The sequence below is a fragment of the Pseudomonas sp. JDS28PS106 genome (assembly GCF_036706555.1).
Taxonomy (GTDB): Bacteria; Pseudomonadota; Gammaproteobacteria; order Pseudomonadales; family Pseudomonadaceae; genus Aquipseudomonas.
The window spans coordinates 193,329-211,464 of the sequence record NZ_JBAJGT010000008.1 but is presented as its reverse complement, the minus strand read 5'-3'; the positions used below and the strand labels follow the sequence as shown (position 1 = coordinate 211,464).

The following is an 18,136-nucleotide window of genomic DNA, read 5'->3' as shown; positions in this document are numbered from 1 at the left end:
CACTTTTTCAAGTGGCCTTTTTTGATGTTTGGTTGCGGGAGCCGGATTTGAACCGACGACCTTCGGGTTATGAGCCCGACGAGCTACCAGGCTGCTCCATCCCGCGTCTGTGAGGCGGCATTCTACAGAGCAATGCAACCCTGTCAACCATTAATAACAAAAAGCCGACAAATCTGTCGGGCCAGGCTGTCGGTCCATGCAAGTGACGGATAGCAAAGCCAAAGCTGTTTTCGGTGAGCACACAGGCCGTGAGCTCCAGGACGCAAAAAGCGACGCGCACAAAAAAGGCCACTCTTTCGAGTAGCCTCTTTTGATGTTTGGTTGCGGGAGCCGGATTTGAACCGACGACCTTCGGGTTATGAGCCCGACGAGCTACCAGGCTGCTCCATCCCGCGTCTGTGAGGCGGCATTCTACAGAAAGAATCGTGGCTGTCAACGTTTAACCGAATAAAAACGCTTTTTCTTCAATTGGTTAGCCTGAGTGCTCGACCGTCGTGGGGTTTACAGCATTTCCGGGCCGTCTGTATCGGGCTGTAGGGTATTTCCGCGTATGGCTATTTTCTGAGGATTTGTCCTGCTGGGTACGTGCCAGTCGGCCGGGTCGATGCGATACTGCGCGACCACCGTTTGCAAATCGCTCCAGGTCTTCGATGCAGCGCAAGATCATCCATATCGACTGTGACTGCTTTTACGCAGCCATCGAGATGCGGGACAACCCGAGCCTGGCCGGTCATCCGCTGGCAGTGGGCGGATCGGCCGATCGACGTGGCGTGGTTGCCACCTGCAATTATGAGGCGCGAGCGTATGGCGTACGTTCGGCAATGTCGTCTCATCATGCGTTGAAACTGTGCCCGGATCTGACCTTCGTCAAACCCCGCATGGATGCCTATAAGGAGGCGTCCAAGGAAATCCACGCGATTTTCCGGGATTACACCGATCTGATCGAGCCGTTATCTCTGGACGAGGCCTACCTGGACGTCTCGCAGGCCAGTCATTTCGCCGGCAGCGCAACCCGCATCGCGCAGGACATCCGACGCCGGGTGTCGAAACAGCTGCATATCACGGTGTCCGCCGGCGTCGCTCCGAACAAATTTCTCGCCAAGATCGCCAGCGACTGGAAAAAGCCCAACGGACTGTTCGTCATTACGCCCGATCAGGTCGAAGAATTCGTCGCTTTGCTGCCCGTCAGCAAGCTGCACGGCGTGGGCAAGGTCACCGCCGACAAGTTGAAGCGTATGGGTATCGAAACCTGCACGGATCTGCGCAGCCGAAACCGGTTAGCCCTGGTGCGCGAATTCGGCAGCTTCGGTGAGCGACTGTGGAATCTGGCTCATGGTATCGACGACCGCCCCGTGCACAACGACAGTCGGCGTCAGTCGGTTAGTGTGGAAAACACCTACGACAAGGATCTACCCGATCTGGCGAGCTGCCTGGCAAAACTGCCGGAGCTGATGGAAACCCTGGAAGCCCGGATAGCACGCATGGCCGGGCAATACCGGGCGGGCAAGCCCTTCGTCAAAGTGAAGTTTCACGATTTCACTCAGACGACTCTTGAACAGGCGGGTGCCGGGCGCGACCTCGCCAGTTACGAGCAATTGATGGCGCAGGCTTTTGCACGCGGCGACAAGCCGGTCCGCCTGCTGGGGATCGGCGTGCGCCTGCATGACTTGCGTGCGGCGCATGAGCAGCTGGAGCTGTTCGAGCGCTAGGCAAGGCCTCTGAGAGGGTGTTTACAAAATGGCTGCACTCGGCAATACGGCGTTGAAATCGGTCTCAAAATGCTCATTTACTCGATGTAAACTCCGCTTTTTCGTCCGATTTCGCCTTGTCTTGCCTTCGTTCGCCTATTTTGTAAACACCCTCTGACGACGAGACCCTGGATCATTGCGGGGAGGGCGCCACGAGGCGACCTGCGTCTCTGGCGAGCGCCTTGAGAAAATCGCGCTGCAGCTGCGGGTCGTTACGGGTGAGCTCGACGAGACTTTGCTCCAGTTCGCTGGCCTGTTCTTCCAGGCCCAGCTCCGACAGGCGCTTGACCCGATATACCCACTGGCCGACTTCGTCATCTTCCAGATCGTCGTAGATCAAGGCGTGGGCTTCGAGCAGCTTGCCACGCAACGAACGACTCACCGGCAGGCTGGCATCGGCCCGGGCATTGTCCTGCTCGTCTTCGACATTGATGTAGAGGCGCGTCACACGGCTCAGATCCTGCTCGGCGAACGGGCTGTCGAGCAGATTGACGCGCAGGACGCCATTGCGATCGGTGCTCAACTCGTGGGTTTCATCCCCGGCCCTGACCAGAACCGGCCGCTCGTTCCAGGGCAGTGTAGTGTTTTCGATCCGCTTGTCGGTCTGGACTTCGTCGATACCCGCAAGGTTTTGCTGAGCGCGGCCGTTCGAGGGTGCGTTCATGAACGGATTCAGGCCGGCAATGCCATAGCTGATCCAGTCATGGGTAACGTTGTCCGACAGATGCCCGAGGGCGAGGACATTCACGACGTTGGCGCCGATGCCGGCGACCACGGCGACCGCGCCCAGAGGAATTTCATAAACCTCGCGCCAGGGCTGATAGGGCGTGTAGCGGTCGTAATGACGGGTGACTTCGAAGTCGGTGACCTCAAAGGATTTGTATTCATGGATCCGCACGCGGCGTTGCGGAAGCTCCAGTGTCTTGGGCTCGCCAAGATCGATCTGCAATGTGTGTTCAAGCAGCTTTCGCTCGATGCGCTCCTCATGCTCGCTGCGTTGAGGCAAGTGATTGGCACAACCGCTGACCATGAAAGCGCCGCACAGGACGGCGCTGCCGAGGATTAAGGTGCTTGGTCTGAACATGGGATCTCTTGATGCGGATAAGGCTGGAAGAGCTGTGCACCCCGAGGCGGGGCGCACACTGGCTCAGCGTTTCACGCGGCTCTTGATGAACGACAGCACGTCGGCCACCGCAACGGCCTGAGGCTGCGACTCGGTACGGCTCTTGTATTCCAGATTGCCTTCGGCAAGGCCGCGGTCGCTGACGACGATGCGATGCGGAATACCGATCAGCTCCATGTCGGCGAACTTGATGCCCGGGCTGGTCTTCTTGTCGCGGTCGTCCAGCAACACTTCGAAGCCTGCTGCAGTCAGCTCGGCATACAGATTGTCGGTCGCTTCGCGCACCGCGTCGGTTTCGTAGCGCAGGGGCACCAGCGCGATCTGGAAAGGCGCAAGTGTATCGTTCCAGATGATGCCGTTCTCGTCGCTGTTCTGCTCGATGGCCGCGGCCACGACACGGGATACGCCGATACCGTAGCAACCCATGGCGAGGTTGACCGGCTTGCCGTTTTCGCCGAGTACCTGACACTTCATCGCGTCGCTGTACTTGGTGCCCAGCTGGAAGATATGACCGACTTCGATGCCGCGCTTGATTTCCAGCGTGCCCTTGCCATCCGGGCTAGGATCGCCGGCAACCACGTTGCGCAGATCCGCAACCATCGGAATCGGCAGGTCACGCTCCCAGTTGACGCCGAAGTAATGCTTGTCGTCGACGTTGGCGCCGACGCTGAAATCGCTCATCAGCTCGACGGAGCGGTCGATGATGCACGGGATCGGCAGGTTGATCGGACCCAGCGAGCCGGCACCGGCGCCGATGGCGTCGCGCAGTTCGGCGTCGGAAGCCATGACCAGCGGGCTGGCGACCTGCTCCAGCTTGGCAGCCTTGATTTCGTTCAGCTCATGATCGCCACGCACGATCAGTGCGATCAGCTTGCCTTCTTCGGCGGCGTGCACGATCAGGGTCTTGACGGTCTTCTCGATCGGCAGGTTGTAGCCTTCGACCAGTTGCGCAATGGTCTTGGCATCCGGGGTATCGACCAGACGAAGTTCTTCGGTCGGAGCCGGACGGGATTTCTCGCGCGGAACGGCCTCGGCCTTTTCGATGTTGGCGGCGTAATCGGAACCATCGCTGAACACGATGTCGTCTTCGCCGGAGTCGGCCAGTACGTGGAACTCATGTGAGCCGGCGCCACCGATGGAGCCGTTGTCGGCTTCGACGGGGCGGAATTTCAGGCCCAGGCGGGTGAAGACGTTGCTGTACGCCTGATGCATGCGGTCGTAGGTTTCCTGCAACGAAGCATGATCGGCGTGGAAGGAGTAGGCGTCCTTCATGACGAACTCGCGGCCGCGCATCAGACCGAAGCGTGGACGGATCTCGTCACGGAATTTTGTCTGGATCTGGTACATGTTGATCGGCAGCTGTTTGTAGCTGTTCAGCTCGTTACGTGCCAGATCGGTGATAACTTCCTCATGGGTCGGACCCAGGCAGAAGTCACGCTGGTGACGGTCGACCAGACGCATCAGCTCAGGACCGTACTGTTCCCAGCGACCGGATTCCTGCCACAGCTCGGCGGGCTGAATGCCCGGCATCAGAATTTCCAGCGCGCCCGCGGCGTCCATCTCCTGGCGCACGATGGCTTCTACCTTGCGCAGCACGCGCAGGCCCATCGGCAGCCAGGTGTAGAGGCCCGAAGCCAGCTTGCGGATCATGCCGGCGCGCAGCATCAGCTGATGGCTGACCACTACCGCATCGGAAGGAGTTTCTTTCTGTGTGGCGAGCAAAAATTGACTGGTGCGCATGGTTGGCCGTTGTCGGTTCTGAGACTGGAAATGACCCGGCATTGTACGGTGGTGTTCCGGTCGCGTACAGGGCGCAGGGCTGCGGTAGAACGTATGCAGGCGCTGCAATACCTGCAAGAAAAAGCCCGGCGCAAGGCCGGGCTTTTCGATACTGCGAGTCGCAGTGACGATTACAGGATCGAGATCGGGTAATCGACAATCAGACGGAACTCGTTGACATCGCCTTCGCGCTGGTCGGCGTTGGCGCGGTGCCAGGCCTGACGGATGCGGAAGGAAAGATCTTTAGCCGGGCCATTTTGCAACACGTACTTGGCTTCAAGGTTGGTTTCGAAGTGCTTCCCATCCTCTCCATACGCGCCAGCATAGCGGCTGCCGGTTGGGGTGTTGGTGCCGTCGATGTCAGTACCTTTGATGTAACGGGTCATGAAGCTCAGGCCCGGAACGCCGTAGGGCGCCATGTTCAGGTCGTAGCGAACCTGCCAGGACTTTTCGCCCGGACCGTTGAAGTCGGAGTACTGGATCGAGTTGTTCAGGAAGATCGAATCGCCGCCACGGTTGTTGTCGCCGATACCAATGTAGTCAAACGGAGTATCGCCGTGCACCTTCTGGTACGCCAGAGTTACAGTATGAGCCGCCGCGAACGAGTAGGCGACCGAGCCGGACCAAGTGGTGTTGCTGATCGAACCGGCGTCGGCGCTGCCTTCATCCATGGTGCGATAGATGTTGGCATCGAACGCCAGCGACTGGTCGTCGCTCAGCGGCAAGACGTAGTTCACGTTCCCATAGTACTGGTTCCAGATGTCTTCCAGCTTGGCGGCGTAGAACGCGACGCCCAGGCTGTCGTTGATGGCGTATTTGCCGCCGACGAAGTCAGCACTGTTGGCTTCGACGCCCGCGTAGTTGGCGAAGATGCCACCGCTGTGTGAGGTATCGTTTTGACTGGTACCGGAATAGAAGTGGCCGGCTTCGAGATCCAGACCGGCGATTTCACTGCTTTGCAAGCTCAGGCCGCTGGCAGTCTGAGGCAGGAGGCGCGAGCCGCCGACTGCAAAGACCGGAGCGGTGGGTTGCATGTCGCCGATTTTCAGTTCGGTTTTCGAGATGCGAAATTTCGCGGCAGCACCTGCTTTTGCAAGCGTATCTTCGTTTTCGCCCGTGGTGCGGTTGTACGCAAGGTTAGTAGAGCCTGAGTACCTGTCCGGCCCCCAGAGTTTCAGGCCAAAGTATCCAAATGCTTCGACACCTACCCCGACTGTGCCCTGGGTGTAGCCCGAGCTGAAGTTGCCCCACAGACCCTGAGTCCAGTCACGCAGGTCGGCGCTCCCGCCTTTGTTATCGCGGTTGAAATAGTAGTTGCGCACTTTCAGATCGAAAGCGCTGCCTTCCACGAAACCCTTGGCCTCGGCCTGATCGCTGACGAACGGCGCCGCCGTTGCCAGTTGGGCGCTTGCGGCCGTAACGGCCAATGCGATTGCGCTCCACTTCATCACTCTCATCGTGATTGCTCCTTTGGTTTTCGAGTTCTGCCGTCCCACCTGGTTTTTTTCTGGGCGGCAATTTTTCTTTTTGTGTCTGCGGAAAATCTATATCACGCTGACCTGGGTTGCGATTGTTACAGCCTTATCCTTGCGGAATCTTTACGGCGGTGACGCTGATGGTTGCGTCCAGGTCGCGGGATGTGCGCCTGCCTTTGTTCCGCCTGCCTGATTGATGACTCTGGCTCGAGTCCTGTTTTCCGCCAGGTGCCGAGCCAGCCTGTGGGTGATAAAGCAACAAGCGTGCTCAAAGTTCAGTCGATTCTCAAAAAAATGTGAAAATTAATGAGTCACTTTAATAGCTCTCGTCTAAAGCCCTGTTTTTGAGCAGGTTTTTATCTTGGAAGACATTGCTGCCTTGCCCGCTTGGGGCGAGACTGCCAGCGCCCTGTTTCTTGCAGTGTTACCGGCAGGCCGGAAAGTGAGTAGTTTTCGGATATCGGGCATGCGGCCACCGTACAGGTGTGGGTGATTTTGGTGCGCCTGTGTTCATGAGTGCCTGATCTTGAGACCTGCCCGTCTGTCAGCCTTCTGAAGCATGCGAAGCCATGCTTCATTTGTAGGCTCGAACGTTCCGCACCGCCCTCGTCAACGTCTGTCGGGCGACGGCCGGTCGAACTTCAGAGCTGTATCGTCACCCATTCGCGGGCCAAAACGGTGCAATATCTCCGAGAGTTTGATGCGGTGTGGTGCAAGTCGCGGGATCGAAGCCCGGGGCAATCCCGAGTATCCTTGAGGTCGTCTGCGGGCAGCATCGACGCAGACCGGTTCTTTTCTGGTGATCAGGAGTTTCAACGTGTTTGTTCTGGATTCGCGTCTCGTACAGGACACCCTTCCCATGGGTGACTTCCCGCTATGCCGGTTGCTTTTGTCCAATGACTCGAACTACCCATGGTTTATCCTGGTGCCACGCCGGGCCAGCATCAGCGAAGTGTTCGAACTCGAGCCGGTCGATCAGCTGAGGCTCTGGCAGGAAACCACCGTGCTGGCGGAGCGGCTCAAGGAAGTGTTCGAAGCTGACAAACTCAACGTCGCGGCCCTGGGCAACGTCGTCAGTCAATTGCACATGCACGTGATCGTCCGTCGTCGGAATGACGCCGCCTGGCCCGCTCCGGTGTGGGGCAGACATCCGGCGGTTCCCTATACTGAGGAACAGGTCGACGCCATTCGCGAGAAGTTGAAACAGGTACTGACCAACGACTTTCGGTTTGAGGGGTAATCGCCATGAGCCTTGAAGAACGAGTCATGGAGCTGGAAAGCCGCCTGGCTTTTCAGGACGATACGATTCAGGCGCTGAATGACGTGCTGGTCATTCAGCGTCGTGAGCTGGATCACTTGCACAAACAGATGGCAGCGATGCTGGAACGGCAGCAGGAGATGGGCAGCCAGTTCGAAGCGTTCCAGGAAGACGTTCCGCCGCCGCATTATTGATTCGCAGGCGAAAAAAACCGCGGCTCCGGGCCGCGGTGTTTTATGCGAGACGAAAGGATCAGCGACGGGGCAGGGCCGCGATCACGTCTTCGGCCTGCAGCCCCTTGTCCCGGTTCATCACGGAGAACTCGACGCGCTGGCCTTCGACCAGAACCCGGTGTCCTTCACCGCGAATGGCGCGGAAGTGCACGAAGATATCGTCGCCCGAGTCTCGGGAGATGAAACCGAAGCCCTTGGAGGTGTTGAACCACTTCACGGTCCCGGTATCGCGGGTGCCGAGGTCGTGGGGCTGGGTCGCGGCGGAAGGCCGGGCTTTATAGAAGCTGACGGCCAGATGCAGGGCCACGGCTACGACGGCCAGGAACAGACCGACCACGACCGCCGGTTGTCCGGCAACGTTTTCGACAGGTACGAGCAGCGTGAGGGTCTGGGCGACGACGGCGATGACCAGCAGCGCGCTGACGAGGTTCTGCAACTTGTAGCGTGGGCCGCGATGCCAGCGAGGCAGCACCGGAGCGATCAGCAGGTTGAGCAGGCCGAAGAAAGCAAGCGCCAGAGCATCGGGTTGTTGCAGGTAGGAAGTCATCGCTTCACTACGCAGGCTGGGTATGAAGGACAGCAGCAAGGCCGCTGCTCCCGTTACCAGGTGGACGATTTTCAACATTTTAAAAAGCTCACATTAAGAAGGTCACGAGAAAAAGCCGGGACCACCCGGTACGCTTCGAGAAAAATGAAGGCGCGATGCACGGGCGGACGATCAGCCTGCGCCGGATGGCAGGCCGGTCGCGGCACGCCGTGTATTTAACAGCAAAGCCTGATCCTACTCAAATCAAGTACATGCGGCGGCCTGCGCCCCGTTTTTCGAAGCGATAGAGCGTGATCGACGGGCCATCGCGCAACCCTCGGTTCAGAGCCTTCGGGGCCTTTTTGTCGCAATGTGCCGGGTTTTTTCCATGTGCGGCACGGACAGCTGCGTCCGGCGGGATCTCTTGATAGAGTAGGGGGCGTTACTGCTTTCCAATCCTCATCAAAAAGGGCAAGAAACATGGCAATCGATATCGGTATCAACGAAGAGGATCGCAAATCGATCGTAGACGGTCTGTCGCATCTGCTGTCGGATACTTATGTGCTTTACCTCAAGACTCACAACTTCCATTGGAACGTCAGCGGGCCCATGTTTCGCACGCTGCATCTGATGTTCGAAGAGCAGTACAACGAGCTGGCGCTGGCAGTCGACTCGATCGCAGAGCGTATCCGCGCCCTCGGTTTCCCGGCTCCAGGTACCTATTCGACATATGCCCGCCTGTCTTCGATCAAGGAAGAAGAGGGCGTTCCGAGCGCCGAAGACATGATCAAGAGTCTGGTCCAGGGCCAGGAAGCCGTGGTACGCACCGCGCGCGGCATCTTCCCGCTGCTGGACAAGGTCAGCGATGAGCCGACCGCCGACCTGCTGACCCAACGCATGCAGGTACATGAGAAGACCGCATGGATGCTGCGCTCGATGCTCGAGACCAAGTAATCCATTGAGGCGAGTGGCACCTGGTGTCGCTCTTCCAGGCCGGGCCTTGTGCCCGGCACTCGTTTTTCCGGCCGTGTCCGGTTTTAACCGCAACTAATAATCGCAGGTCAAGTGTCTGAAGTGCACTGCTAAATGGCCCGGTTAATATTCCTCGTTAATTTGTAGTTAAGTCCTACATCCTGGGCTTACATGTGCTTCTGGTGATGCGATTGATGTTCAGGCTAGATAGCAAAGCATTTATATATTTTTAAATGTTTCTTTCCGGTTGTCGTATTCATTTTCAGAGGTGTCATCATGGTTCGAGGTGTAGAACGTGAGGTAAGAGATTCAGACGACGAGGCGGGCGTGGCCGGCGACCCGTTCGTCGGCAGCTTCAACATGAACCTGGCCGAGCCCTGTTCGAAGTCCGTGCGGCTCAATGGTTTTTCGACTTGTCTGCGGCTGGAGAAGGTGTACTGGAATATCCTGTCGGCGATGGCGCGTTCCAACAACTGTTCGATCAATGCGGTCCTTTCGAATATCGATCGCGAAGTTCATCTTCGCTATGGCGGTGTGAAGAACTTCAGCGGGCTGATTCGGGTGGTCTGTGTTTCTCATCTGATCAAGGATGTGTATCCGCAGGCGACCGAGGCATAGCGACACTTTCCGGATTTCCGGGCCGGCCCTCAGAGGGTGTTTACAAAATAGGCGAGCGAAGGCAAGACAAGGCGAAATCGGTCGAAAAAGCGGAGTTTACAGGGAGTAAATGAGCATTTTGAGACCGATTTCAACGCCGTATTGCCGAGCGCAGCCATTTTGTAAACACCCTCTCAGGCGGGCCCGACTCTATGGCGGCCCCGACAGAACGTCCGGGCGCCGGGCCACGAGACGAACTTCTCCGCCGGACAGGTTCGTCCGGCTGCACGGCCGCGATTAACTCTATATAATCCTTCGCCTTGCTGATGGGCGTGACTCCGGGTGAGCGGACCTGCTTGAACTGTCTGCCGGTGCCTTGCACTATTGAGCACCCGGGAGCGAAAGCCCCACCGAATTTTCGAATTACGAGAAGTGAAAACACCATCATGATGCGCAGCCACTATTGCGGCCAACTGAACGAGAGTCTGGAAGGTCAGGAAATCACCCTTTGCGGATGGGTCCACCGTCGTCGTGACCACGGGGGCGTGATCTTCCTCGATATCCGCGACCGCGAGGGCATGGCCCAGGTGGTGTTCGATCCTGATCGTGCCGATACCTTCGCCGCCGCGGACCGCGTGCGCAGCGAGTACGTCGTCAAGGTGGTCGGCAAGGTTCGCGCGCGTCCCGCTGGCGCCGTCAACGCCAACATGGCGTCGGGCGCCATCGAAGTGCTGGGCTATGAGCTCGAAGTACTGAACGAGTCGGAAACCCCGCCGTTCCCGCTCAACGAATACTCCGACGTGGGCGAGGAGACTCGCCTGCGTTACCGCTTCATCGATCTGCGTCGCCCGGAAATGGCCGAGAAGCTGCGTCTGCGTTCGCGGATCACCACCAGCATCCGTCGCTACCTCGATGAAAACGGTTTCCTGGACGTGGAAACGCCGATCCTGACCCGTGCCACTCCCGAAGGTGCCCGCGACTATCTGGTTCCGAGCCGCACGCACCCCGGCAGCTTCTTCGCATTGCCGCAGTCGCCTCAGCTGTTCAAGCAGCTGCTGATGGTGGCCGGCTTCGACCGCTACTACCAGATCGCCAAGTGCTTCCGCGACGAAGACCTGCGCGCCGACCGTCAGCCTGAATTCACTCAGATCGACATCGAGACCAGCTTCCTGGGCGAAGAAGACATCATCGGTCTGACCGAGAAGATGGTTCGTCAGCTGTTCAAGGAAGTGCTGGACGTCGAGTTCGGCGATTTCCCGCACATGCCTTTCGAAGAAGCCATGCGCCGCTACGGTTCGGATAAGCCTGACCTGCGTATTCCGCTGGAACTGGTCGACGTTGCCGATCAGCTCACCGGCGTCGAGTTCAAGGTGTTCAGTGGTCCGGCCAACGATCCCAAAGGTCGTGTCGCCGCGTTGCGTGTACCGGGCGCCGCCAGCATGCCGCGCAGCCAGATCGACGACTACACCAAGTTCGTCGGCATCTATGGCGCCAAGGGCCTGGCCTACATCAAGGTCAACGAGCGTGCCAAGGGCATGGAAGGCCTGCAGTCGCCGATCGTCAAGTTCATCCCGGAGGACAACCTCGAAGTCATCCTCGATCGCGTAGGCGCGGTCGATGGCGACATCGTGTTCTTCGGTGCCGACAAGTTCAAGATCGTCAGCGAGGCCCTCGGCGCGCTGCGGATCAAGATCGGTAACGATCTCAAGCTGCACACCTGCGAGTGGGCACCGATGTGGGTCGTCGACTTCCCGATGTTCGAAGAGAACGACGACGGCAGCTTCACCGCGCTGCACCACCCGTTCACGGCGCCAAAATGCACCCCGGAGGAGCTGGAAGCCGATCCGGCCAAGGCGCTGTCGCGCGCTTACGACATGGTCCTCAACGGCACCGAGCTGGGCGGCGGTTCGATTCGTATACACCGCAAGGACATGCAGCAGGCCGTCTTCCGTCTGCTGGGTATCAATGAAGACGAGCAGCAGGAGAAGTTCGGCTTCCTTCTCGACGCGCTGAAGTACGGCGCGCCGCCGCACGGTGGTCTGGCGTTCGGTCTGGACCGTCTGGTCATGCTCATGACCGGCGCGCAGTCCATTCGCGAAGTGATTGCCTTCCCGAAAACCCAGAGCGCGGCGGATGTCATGACCCAGGCGCCTGGCGTGGTCGACGCCAAGGCATTGCGCGAACTGCATATCCGTCTGCGCGAGCAGCAGAAGGCGGAGTGATGCGCGGCAGGGCGCGTCATGTCGTGACGTGCCCTGACAGGATGACCGTTATCGAGTGAAGCCCTGGGCCCGACTTCGCGTGGGCAGAGGGTGATGGCGTTTAAAGAATCTGGAGCAAGCAATGGCAGGTCATTCTAAGTGGGCGAACATCAAGCACCGCAAAGAGCGTCAGGATGCCAAGAAAGGCAAGATCTTCACCAAGTGGATTCGTGAGCTGACCGTCGCCGCTCGTCAGGGCGGTGGCGATCCGGGTTCCAACCCACGGTTGCGTCTGGCGCTGGACAAGGCGCTGGGCGCCAACATGACGCGTGACACCATCGATCGCGCGATTGCGCGCGGTGTGGGCGCGGCGGACGGCGATGATGTCGTCGAACTGGGTTATGAGGGTTATGGTCCGGGCGGCGTGGCGGTCATGGTCGAAGCCATGACCGACAACCGTAATCGTACCGCGGCGGCCGTGCGTCATGCGTTCAGCAAGTGCGGCGGCAACCTGGGCACTGACGGGTCGGTGTCTTACCTGTTCGACCGCAAGGGGCAGATTTCCTTTGCCGCCGGCGTGGACGAGGACTCCCTGATGGAAGCTGCCATGGAGGCCGACGCGGACGATGTGGTCACCAACGAAGATGGCTCCATCGACGTGTTCACCTCGTTCGCAAGCTTCTATTCGGTACGCAACGCTCTGGAAGCGGCAGGGTTCGATGCCAATGACGCGGAAATCGTCATGCTGCCGTCGACCAGCGCCGTGCTCGATCTGGACACCGCGGAAAAAGTACTCAAGCTGATCGACATGCTGGAGGACCTGGACGACGTACAGAACGTCTATTCCAATGCGGAGATTCCGAACGAGGTCATGGAGCAGCTCGGCTGATCCGAGCCTGCAGGTTACATCGGGGGCCGGAGGCGCGAAGCGGTGAGCATTTCACCGCTATCGGCCTCCGGCTTCTGCCTTTATGCTGCGTTCACTGTCTACGATTTACCTTCAAGCTGCAGGCGTTATGACACTTATTCTTGGTATCGACCCCGGTTCGCGCATCACCGGTTATGGCGTGGTACGTGATACCGGGCGTGGTTGTGTGTATGTCGCTTCCGGCTGCATCAGGACCGGCAGCGGCGAGTTGCACGAAAGGCTGCAGGTCGTCTATCGCGGCGTGCGCGAGGTGATCGGCACCTACGGGCCTGTCACCATGGGCATCGAAAAGGTCTTCATGGCGCGCAATGCCGACTCGGCCCTCAAACTGGGGCAGGCACGAGGCGCGGCCATCGTGGCCGGCGCCGAAGAATCGCTGGAAATCGCCGAATACACGGCCACTCAGGTCAAGCAGGCAGTGGCCGGCACCGGGGGCGCGAACAAGGAGCAGGTGATGATGATGGTCATGCACCTGCTCAAATTGACCCAGAAACCGCAGATCGACGCTTCCGATGCCCTTGCGATTGCGTTGTGCCATGCCCACACCCGTTCCAGCCTCATCCCACATGGTCTGAACACGGCGCGCAGCCGGGGTGGACGCCTGCGGCTCTGACTGCATCATTCGCACGCATTTTTTTACTTGCAGGTCTGTCGTCTCCTGTAATGATTGTGCCCAGCCGTGCTTGCAAGCGGCGGGCGACACGAAAGGATCTGATACGTGATTGGACGTTTACGCGGCTCGCTGGCCGAAAAGCAGCCCCCGCATCTGGTGCTGGACGTCAATGGCGTCGGCTACGAGGTGGAAGTGCCGATGACCACGCTGTACCGGCTGCCGCATGTCGGAGAACCGGTGACCCTGTTCACGCATCTGGTGGTTCGCGAGGACGCGCACCTGCTGTACGGTTTCCACGAGAAACGTGACCGGGAGCTGTTCCGCGAACTGATCCGGCTCAACGGCGTAGGGCCCAAGCTGGCGCTGGCGCTGATGTCGAGTCTCGAGGTCGACGAGCTGGTGCGTTGCGTGCAGGCCCAGGATACCTCTGCGCTGACCCGGGTTCCCGGTGTCGGCAAGAAGACAGCCGAGCGTTTGCTGGTCGAACTCAAGGACCGCTTCAAGGCCTGGGAAGCGCTGCCCGGCACCTTCACATTGGTATCGAGCGGCCCGATTCCGCTGGAGCCGGTGGCTTCGGCCGAATCCGACGCCGTCAGTGCGCTCATCTCCCTGGGTTACAAACCTCAGGAAGCGAGCAAGGCCGTTTCGGCTATCAAAGAAAGAGACTTGAGCAGTGCCGACCTGATCCGGCGCGCACTGAAGGGGATGGCATAAGTGATTGAAGCCGACCGCCTGATCGCCGCCGGCAGCGGCCGTGATCGGGAAGAACAGATAGACCGGGCGATTCGTCCGCTCAACCTGGCTGACTATATAGGTCAGCCCACCGTGCGTGAGCAGATGGAGCTGTTCATCCAGGCCGCGCGAGCACGGAACGAGTCCTTGGACCACACCTTGATCTTCGGCCCGCCGGGGCTTGGCAAGACGACTCTGGCCAACATCATCGCCCAGGAAATGTCGGTCTCGATCAAGAGTACTTCGGGTCCGGTGCTGGAGCGGCCGGGCGATCTGGCGGCGATCCTGACCAACCTCGAACCCAACGATGTGCTGTTCATCGATGAGATCCATCGCCTGTCGCCCATCGTCGAGGAAGTGCTGTACCCGGCCATGGAAGACTTCCAGCTCGACATCATGATCGGCGAGGGACCCGCGGCGCGCTCCATCAAGCTTGATTTGCCGCCTTTCACCCTGGTCGGCGCCACGACCCGGGCCGGCATGCTCACCAACCCTTTGCGCGATCGCTTCGGTATCGTCCAGCGCCTTGAGTTCTACAGCATTGCCGACCTGTCGACGATCGTCTCGCGTTCGGCGGGAATCCTTGGCCTGGTCATCGAGCCGGAAGGCGCTTTCGAGATCGCCCGGCGCGCCCGCGGCACGCCGCGTATCGCCAACCGTCTGCTGCGTCGGGTGCGGGATTTCGCCGAGGTACGCGGTAACGGGCACATCACCCGGCAGATCGCCGACAAGGCCCTGAACCTGCTCGATGTGGATGAGCATGGCTTCGATCATCAGGACCGGCGTTTGCTGTTGACCATGATCGAAAAGTTCGACGGCGGGCCGGTGGGCGTGGACAGCCTTGCAGCGGCGATCAGCGAAGAACGGCATACGATCGAGGATGTTCTGGAGCCTTATCTGATCCAGCAGGGTTACATCATGCGCACTCCTCGCGGGCGCGTCGTGACCCGCCATGCCTATCTGCATTTCGGGCTCAACGTGCCGGGTCGGATGGGGGAGGCGCCAGTGCCGGACGAGTTCGTCGACAGTGCGCTCGATCAATAGGCGTCGATCGACCTATTCAGGGTTTGCGTGGTCAGAATGCAGTCTCGCCGACGAGACACTCGTACGGCTGTAAATCATTGAAAAAACAGTTGCCTCACCCGATTGGCAACCTGAGGAGTAAGCACTAGAGTATGCGCGCGCAAAACGGGGACTCGTCATTCACTCATCGCTGTCGCGTTTATTACGAAGACACTGATGCCGGCGGCATCGTTTACTACGTCAATTACCTGAAATTCATGGAGCGGGCTCGTACCGAGCGGCTGCGCGAGCTGGGGTTTTCCCAGTCGCAGCTGGCAATGGAGAACCTGCTGTTCGTCGTGCATTCCAGTGAGGCGCGCTACCACAAGCCGGCGCGGCTCGATGACGAGCTGCTGGTCAGCGCCGAAGTGACCGAATTGAACCGTGCCAGCCTGCGTTTCGTACAGCAGGTCAGGCGAGCGTCGGATGCGACATTGCTCTGCGAGGGGCAGTTTTTGGTGGCGTGTGTACGCGCCGATAGTTTTAAACCCCGGGCCATTCCCGAAGCCATGCGTGCGGCCTTTGCCGACGAAGGCGGTACGGGCACACTTTCAGAGCAGGAGATACAGCGTGGGAGCTAACGTCGTCGACCATTCCTCCATGTGGAGTCTGGTCAGCAATGCCAGCATTGTCGTTCAGTTGGTGATGCTGATTCTGGTGGCTGCCTCGGTCACCTCATGGATCATGATTTTTCAGCGCGGCAACATGCTGCGCGCCGGTCGGCGGGCACTGGACAGCTTCGAGGAGCGTTTCTGGTCCGGCATCGACCTGTCCAAGCTGTACCGCCAGGCGGGCAGCAACCCGGACCCCGATTCGGGCGTGGAGCAGATCTTTCGTGCCGGCTTCAAGGAATTCTCGCGCCTGCGTCAGCAGGCGGGCGTCGATCCTGATGCGGTGATGGAAGGTGTTGCGCGCGCCATGCGCGTAGCGATTTCCCGCGAGGAAGAAAAGCTGGAAACCGGCCTGCCGTTCCTGGCGACCGTGGGTTCCACCAGCCCTTACATCGGTCTGTTCGGTACCGTGTGGGGTATCATGAACTCGTTCCGCGGTCTGGCTACCGCGCAGCAGGCGACCCTGGCCACCGTGGCCCCGGGTATTGCCGAAGCGCTGATCGCCACCGCCATCGGCCTGTTCGCGGCGATTCCGGCGGTGATCTGCTACAACCGCTTCTCCGCTCGCAGCGAAACTCTGATCAGCCGCTACTACACCTTCGCTGAAGAGTTCCAGGCCATCCTGCACCGCAAAGTGCACACCAGCGAAGACTGAGCAGGTATTTCTCCATGGCTTTAATCGCTCCAGCTCGCCGCAAGAAACGCAAGCCGGTCGCCGAGATGAACGTGGTGCCCTACATCGACGTGATGTTGGTGCTGCTGGTCATCTTCATGGTCACCGCGCCGATGATCAACCAGGGCGTGAAGGTCGACCTGCCCAAGGTTTCCAGCGAAGCCTTGCCGCAGGACAACAACAATCAGGTCCTGACCATTTCGATCAAGGCTGACAAGACCTACTACTGGAACCTTGGCAGCGAAGTCGATACCGACAAGCAGATGGACAAGGCAATGACCCTGCCGCAACTGACTTCCGCGGTGACCAAGATCGTCGCCGCGGGTCGCGACGCGGGCAAGCAGACGCAGGTGTTCATTCGTGGTGACAAGAGCGTGGACTACGGCTCTGTCATGGGCACGATGGGCGGGTTGCAGAAAGCCGGGGTCGGCAATGTTGGTCTGATTACCGAGGCGCCCTGATGCAGCCGATTCGAGAGCCAGCCGCCTCGGAGAGCTATTTCTGGCCCAGCGTCTGGGCCGTGGCACTGCATATTCTGATTTTCGGCATGCTGTTCGTCAGTTTCGCCATGACTCCGGAGCTGCCGGAAGCCAAGCCGATCGTTCAGGCGACGCTGTATCAGCTCAAGTCGAAAAGTCAGGCCACCACCCAGACCAACCAGAAAATAGCCGGTGAGGCGAAGAAAACCGCTGCGCGTCAGACGGAAGTCGAGCAGCTCGAACAGAAGAAGATCGAGCAGGAAGCCGTAAAGGCAGCGGAACAAAAGAAAGAAGAAGCGGCTCAAAAGGCCGAAGAACAGAAAGCGGCCGCTGAAGCCAAGGCTGCGGCGGAGGCCAAGGCAGCCGACGAAGCCAAGAAGGCAGCGCAGAAAGCCGAGGAGGCCAAGAAGGCTGACGAGGCCAAGAAGGTCGCTGACGCGAAAAAGGCCGAAGAGAAACAACTGGCTGATATTGCCAAGAAGAAAGCCGAGGAAGAGGCCAAGAAAAAAGCCGAAGAGGACGCGAAGAAAGCCGCCGCCGAGGAAGCCAAGAAACAGGCTGCCGATGAGGCGAAGAAAAAAGCGGCCGAAGACGCGAAGAAAAAGGCTGCCGAGGACGCCAAGAAGAAAGCGGCCGAGGATGCGAAGAAAAAAGCTGCGGCCGATTCCGCCAAGAAGGCGCAGGAAGCTGCCCGCAAGGCTGCCGAGGACAAAAAAGCGCAGGCACTGGCTGATCTGCTCTCCGACAAGACGGAACGGCAACAGGCGTTGGCCGATGAACTGGGCGATGAAACCGCTGGCAGTTTCGATGACCTGATTCGTGTCAGGGCATCGGAGGGCTGGAGCCGTCCGCCGTCGGCACGCAACAACATGTCGGTCACGTTGCAGATCGGAATGTTGCCTGACGGTACGATCGCTTCGGTATCGGTTTCCAAGTCCAGTGGCGACGGACCGTTCGACAGTTCTGCGGTTGCAGCGGTGAAGAACATTGGACGTTTGACAGAAATGCAGGGTCTGAAGCCGGCTGAGTTCGCGCCCTACCGTTCATTCAAGATGACATTTACACCTGGAGATCTAGCGTTGTGATCAACCTTTTTCGAGGACTGCTGTTAGTTCTCTGCTGCGCC

Annotated in this window: 18 protein-coding genes, 2 tRNA genes and 1 pseudogene; 14 read left to right on the top strand and 7 right to left on the bottom strand. The window is 59.2% G+C overall.

Annotated elements, in window-relative coordinates; translation table 11 throughout:
- Positions 1 to 29 precede the first annotated feature (29 nt).
- A tRNA-Met gene (locus TRP66_RS15450) sits at positions 30 to 106 on the bottom strand.
- Between the two features lie 212 nt (positions 107 to 318).
- Positions 319 to 395, bottom strand: a tRNA-Met gene (locus TRP66_RS15445).
- Positions 396 to 650: 255 nt separating this feature from the next.
- Between TRP66_RS15445 and dinB the strand changes: the two genes are divergently transcribed.
- Positions 651 to 1,709: a DNA polymerase IV gene (dinB, locus tag TRP66_RS15440; RefSeq protein ID WP_333404216.1), complete on the top strand. Its 1,059-nt coding sequence runs from the start codon at positions 651 to 653 to the stop codon at positions 1,707 to 1,709.
- 172 nt (positions 1,710 to 1,881) lie between these two features.
- Here dinB and TRP66_RS15435 read toward each other — a convergent pair whose 3' ends face one another.
- From TRP66_RS15435 to TRP66_RS15425, 3 genes are all read right to left on the bottom strand, one after another.
- The gene (locus TRP66_RS15435; RefSeq protein ID WP_333404214.1) at positions 1,882 to 2,832 is read right to left on the bottom strand and encodes a hypothetical protein; all 951 of its coding nucleotides are present in this window, start codon (positions 2,830 to 2,832) and stop codon (positions 1,882 to 1,884) included.
- Positions 2,833 to 2,895: 63 nt separating this feature from the next.
- Positions 2,896 to 4,611, bottom strand: coding sequence for a proline--tRNA ligase (locus tag TRP66_RS15430; RefSeq protein ID WP_333404212.1), 1,716 nt, complete (start codon positions 4,609 to 4,611; stop codon positions 2,896 to 2,898).
- Between the two features lie 170 nt (positions 4,612 to 4,781).
- Positions 4,782 to 6,107 (bottom strand): OprD family porin, encoded by a 1,326-nt coding sequence (locus tag TRP66_RS15425; RefSeq protein WP_333404210.1) that lies wholly within the window; start codon positions 6,105 to 6,107, stop codon positions 4,782 to 4,784.
- An 835-nt stretch (positions 6,108 to 6,942) separates the two neighbouring features.
- On the opposite strand from TRP66_RS15425, the gene TRP66_RS15420 reads away from it, so the two are divergent.
- Both TRP66_RS15420 and TRP66_RS15415 read left to right on the top strand, forming a co-directional pair.
- Positions 6,943 to 7,365 (top strand): HIT domain-containing protein, encoded by a 423-nt coding sequence (locus tag TRP66_RS15420; protein ID WP_333404208.1) that lies wholly within the window; start codon positions 6,943 to 6,945, stop codon positions 7,363 to 7,365.
- Between the two features lie 5 nt (positions 7,366 to 7,370).
- Complete coding sequence (locus tag TRP66_RS15415; RefSeq protein WP_333404206.1) at positions 7,371 to 7,577, top strand: SlyX family protein; 207 nt, start codon at positions 7,371 to 7,373, stop codon at positions 7,575 to 7,577.
- A 58-nt stretch (positions 7,578 to 7,635) separates the two neighbouring features.
- Here the strand turns inward: TRP66_RS15415 and TRP66_RS23630 are convergent, their stop codons facing one another.
- Complete coding sequence (locus tag TRP66_RS23630; RefSeq protein ID WP_238591726.1) at positions 7,636 to 7,833, bottom strand: cold shock domain-containing protein; 198 nt, start codon at positions 7,831 to 7,833, stop codon at positions 7,636 to 7,638.
- Positions 7,834 to 7,965: 132 nt separating this feature from the next.
- Positions 7,966 to 8,241, bottom strand: a pseudogene (locus tag TRP66_RS23625) (cold shock domain-containing protein membrane protein); the annotation flags it as partial.
- A gap of 381 nt (positions 8,242 to 8,622) precedes the next feature.
- Between TRP66_RS23625 and TRP66_RS15405 the strand changes: the two are divergent.
- The 11 genes from TRP66_RS15405 (at position 8,623) to tolA (ending at position 18,095) form a co-directional block, all read left to right on the top strand.
- On the top strand, positions 8,623 to 9,096 hold the full coding sequence (locus TRP66_RS15405; protein ID WP_333404202.1) for a Dps family protein: 474 nt from the start codon (positions 8,623 to 8,625) through the stop codon (positions 9,094 to 9,096).
- Between the two features lie 294 nt (positions 9,097 to 9,390).
- Positions 9,391 to 9,732, top strand: coding sequence for a ribbon-helix-helix domain-containing protein (locus TRP66_RS15400; RefSeq protein WP_333404200.1), 342 nt, complete (start codon positions 9,391 to 9,393; stop codon positions 9,730 to 9,732).
- 425 nt (positions 9,733 to 10,157) lie between these two features.
- Positions 10,158 to 11,933, top strand: coding sequence for an aspartate--tRNA ligase (gene aspS, locus TRP66_RS15395; protein ID WP_333404198.1), 1,776 nt, complete (start codon positions 10,158 to 10,160; stop codon positions 11,931 to 11,933).
- A 121-nt stretch (positions 11,934 to 12,054) separates the two neighbouring features.
- Complete coding sequence (locus TRP66_RS15390; protein WP_333404196.1) at positions 12,055 to 12,801, top strand: YebC/PmpR family DNA-binding transcriptional regulator; 747 nt, start codon at positions 12,055 to 12,057, stop codon at positions 12,799 to 12,801.
- Between the two features lie 127 nt (positions 12,802 to 12,928).
- On the top strand, positions 12,929 to 13,453 hold the full coding sequence (gene ruvC / locus TRP66_RS15385; protein ID WP_333404193.1) for a crossover junction endodeoxyribonuclease RuvC: 525 nt from the start codon (positions 12,929 to 12,931) through the stop codon (positions 13,451 to 13,453).
- A gap of 105 nt (positions 13,454 to 13,558) precedes the next feature.
- A complete protein-coding gene (gene ruvA / locus TRP66_RS15380; protein ID WP_333404191.1) occupies positions 13,559 to 14,167 on the top strand; it encodes a Holliday junction branch migration protein RuvA in 609 nt (202 codons plus the stop codon).
- Positions 14,168 to 15,229, top strand: coding sequence for a Holliday junction branch migration DNA helicase RuvB (gene ruvB / locus TRP66_RS15375; protein ID WP_333404189.1), 1,062 nt, complete (start codon positions 14,168 to 14,170; stop codon positions 15,227 to 15,229).
- Between the two features lie 131 nt (positions 15,230 to 15,360).
- Positions 15,361 to 15,828, top strand: a complete 468-nt coding sequence (gene ybgC / locus TRP66_RS15370) for a tol-pal system-associated acyl-CoA thioesterase (protein ID WP_333404187.1) — start codon at positions 15,361 to 15,363, stop codon at positions 15,826 to 15,828.
- Positions 15,818 to 16,513 carry a protein TolQ gene (gene tolQ, locus TRP66_RS15365; RefSeq protein ID WP_333404185.1) on the top strand — a complete coding sequence of 232 codons (696 nt, stop codon included), beginning with the start codon at positions 15,818 to 15,820 and terminating at the stop codon, positions 16,511 to 16,513. The genes ybgC and tolQ overlap by 11 nt, the downstream gene beginning before the upstream one ends.
- 14 nt (positions 16,514 to 16,527) lie before the next feature.
- A complete protein-coding gene (gene tolR, locus TRP66_RS15360) occupies positions 16,528 to 16,992 on the top strand; it encodes a protein TolR (protein WP_333404183.1) in 465 nt (154 codons plus the stop codon).
- Positions 16,992 to 18,095, top strand: a complete 1,104-nt coding sequence (tolA, locus tag TRP66_RS15355) for a cell envelope integrity protein TolA (protein ID WP_333404181.1) — start codon at positions 16,992 to 16,994, stop codon at positions 18,093 to 18,095. The genes tolR and tolA overlap by 1 nt, the downstream gene beginning before the upstream one ends.
- The last annotated feature ends 41 nt before the right edge of the window (positions 18,096 to 18,136 follow it).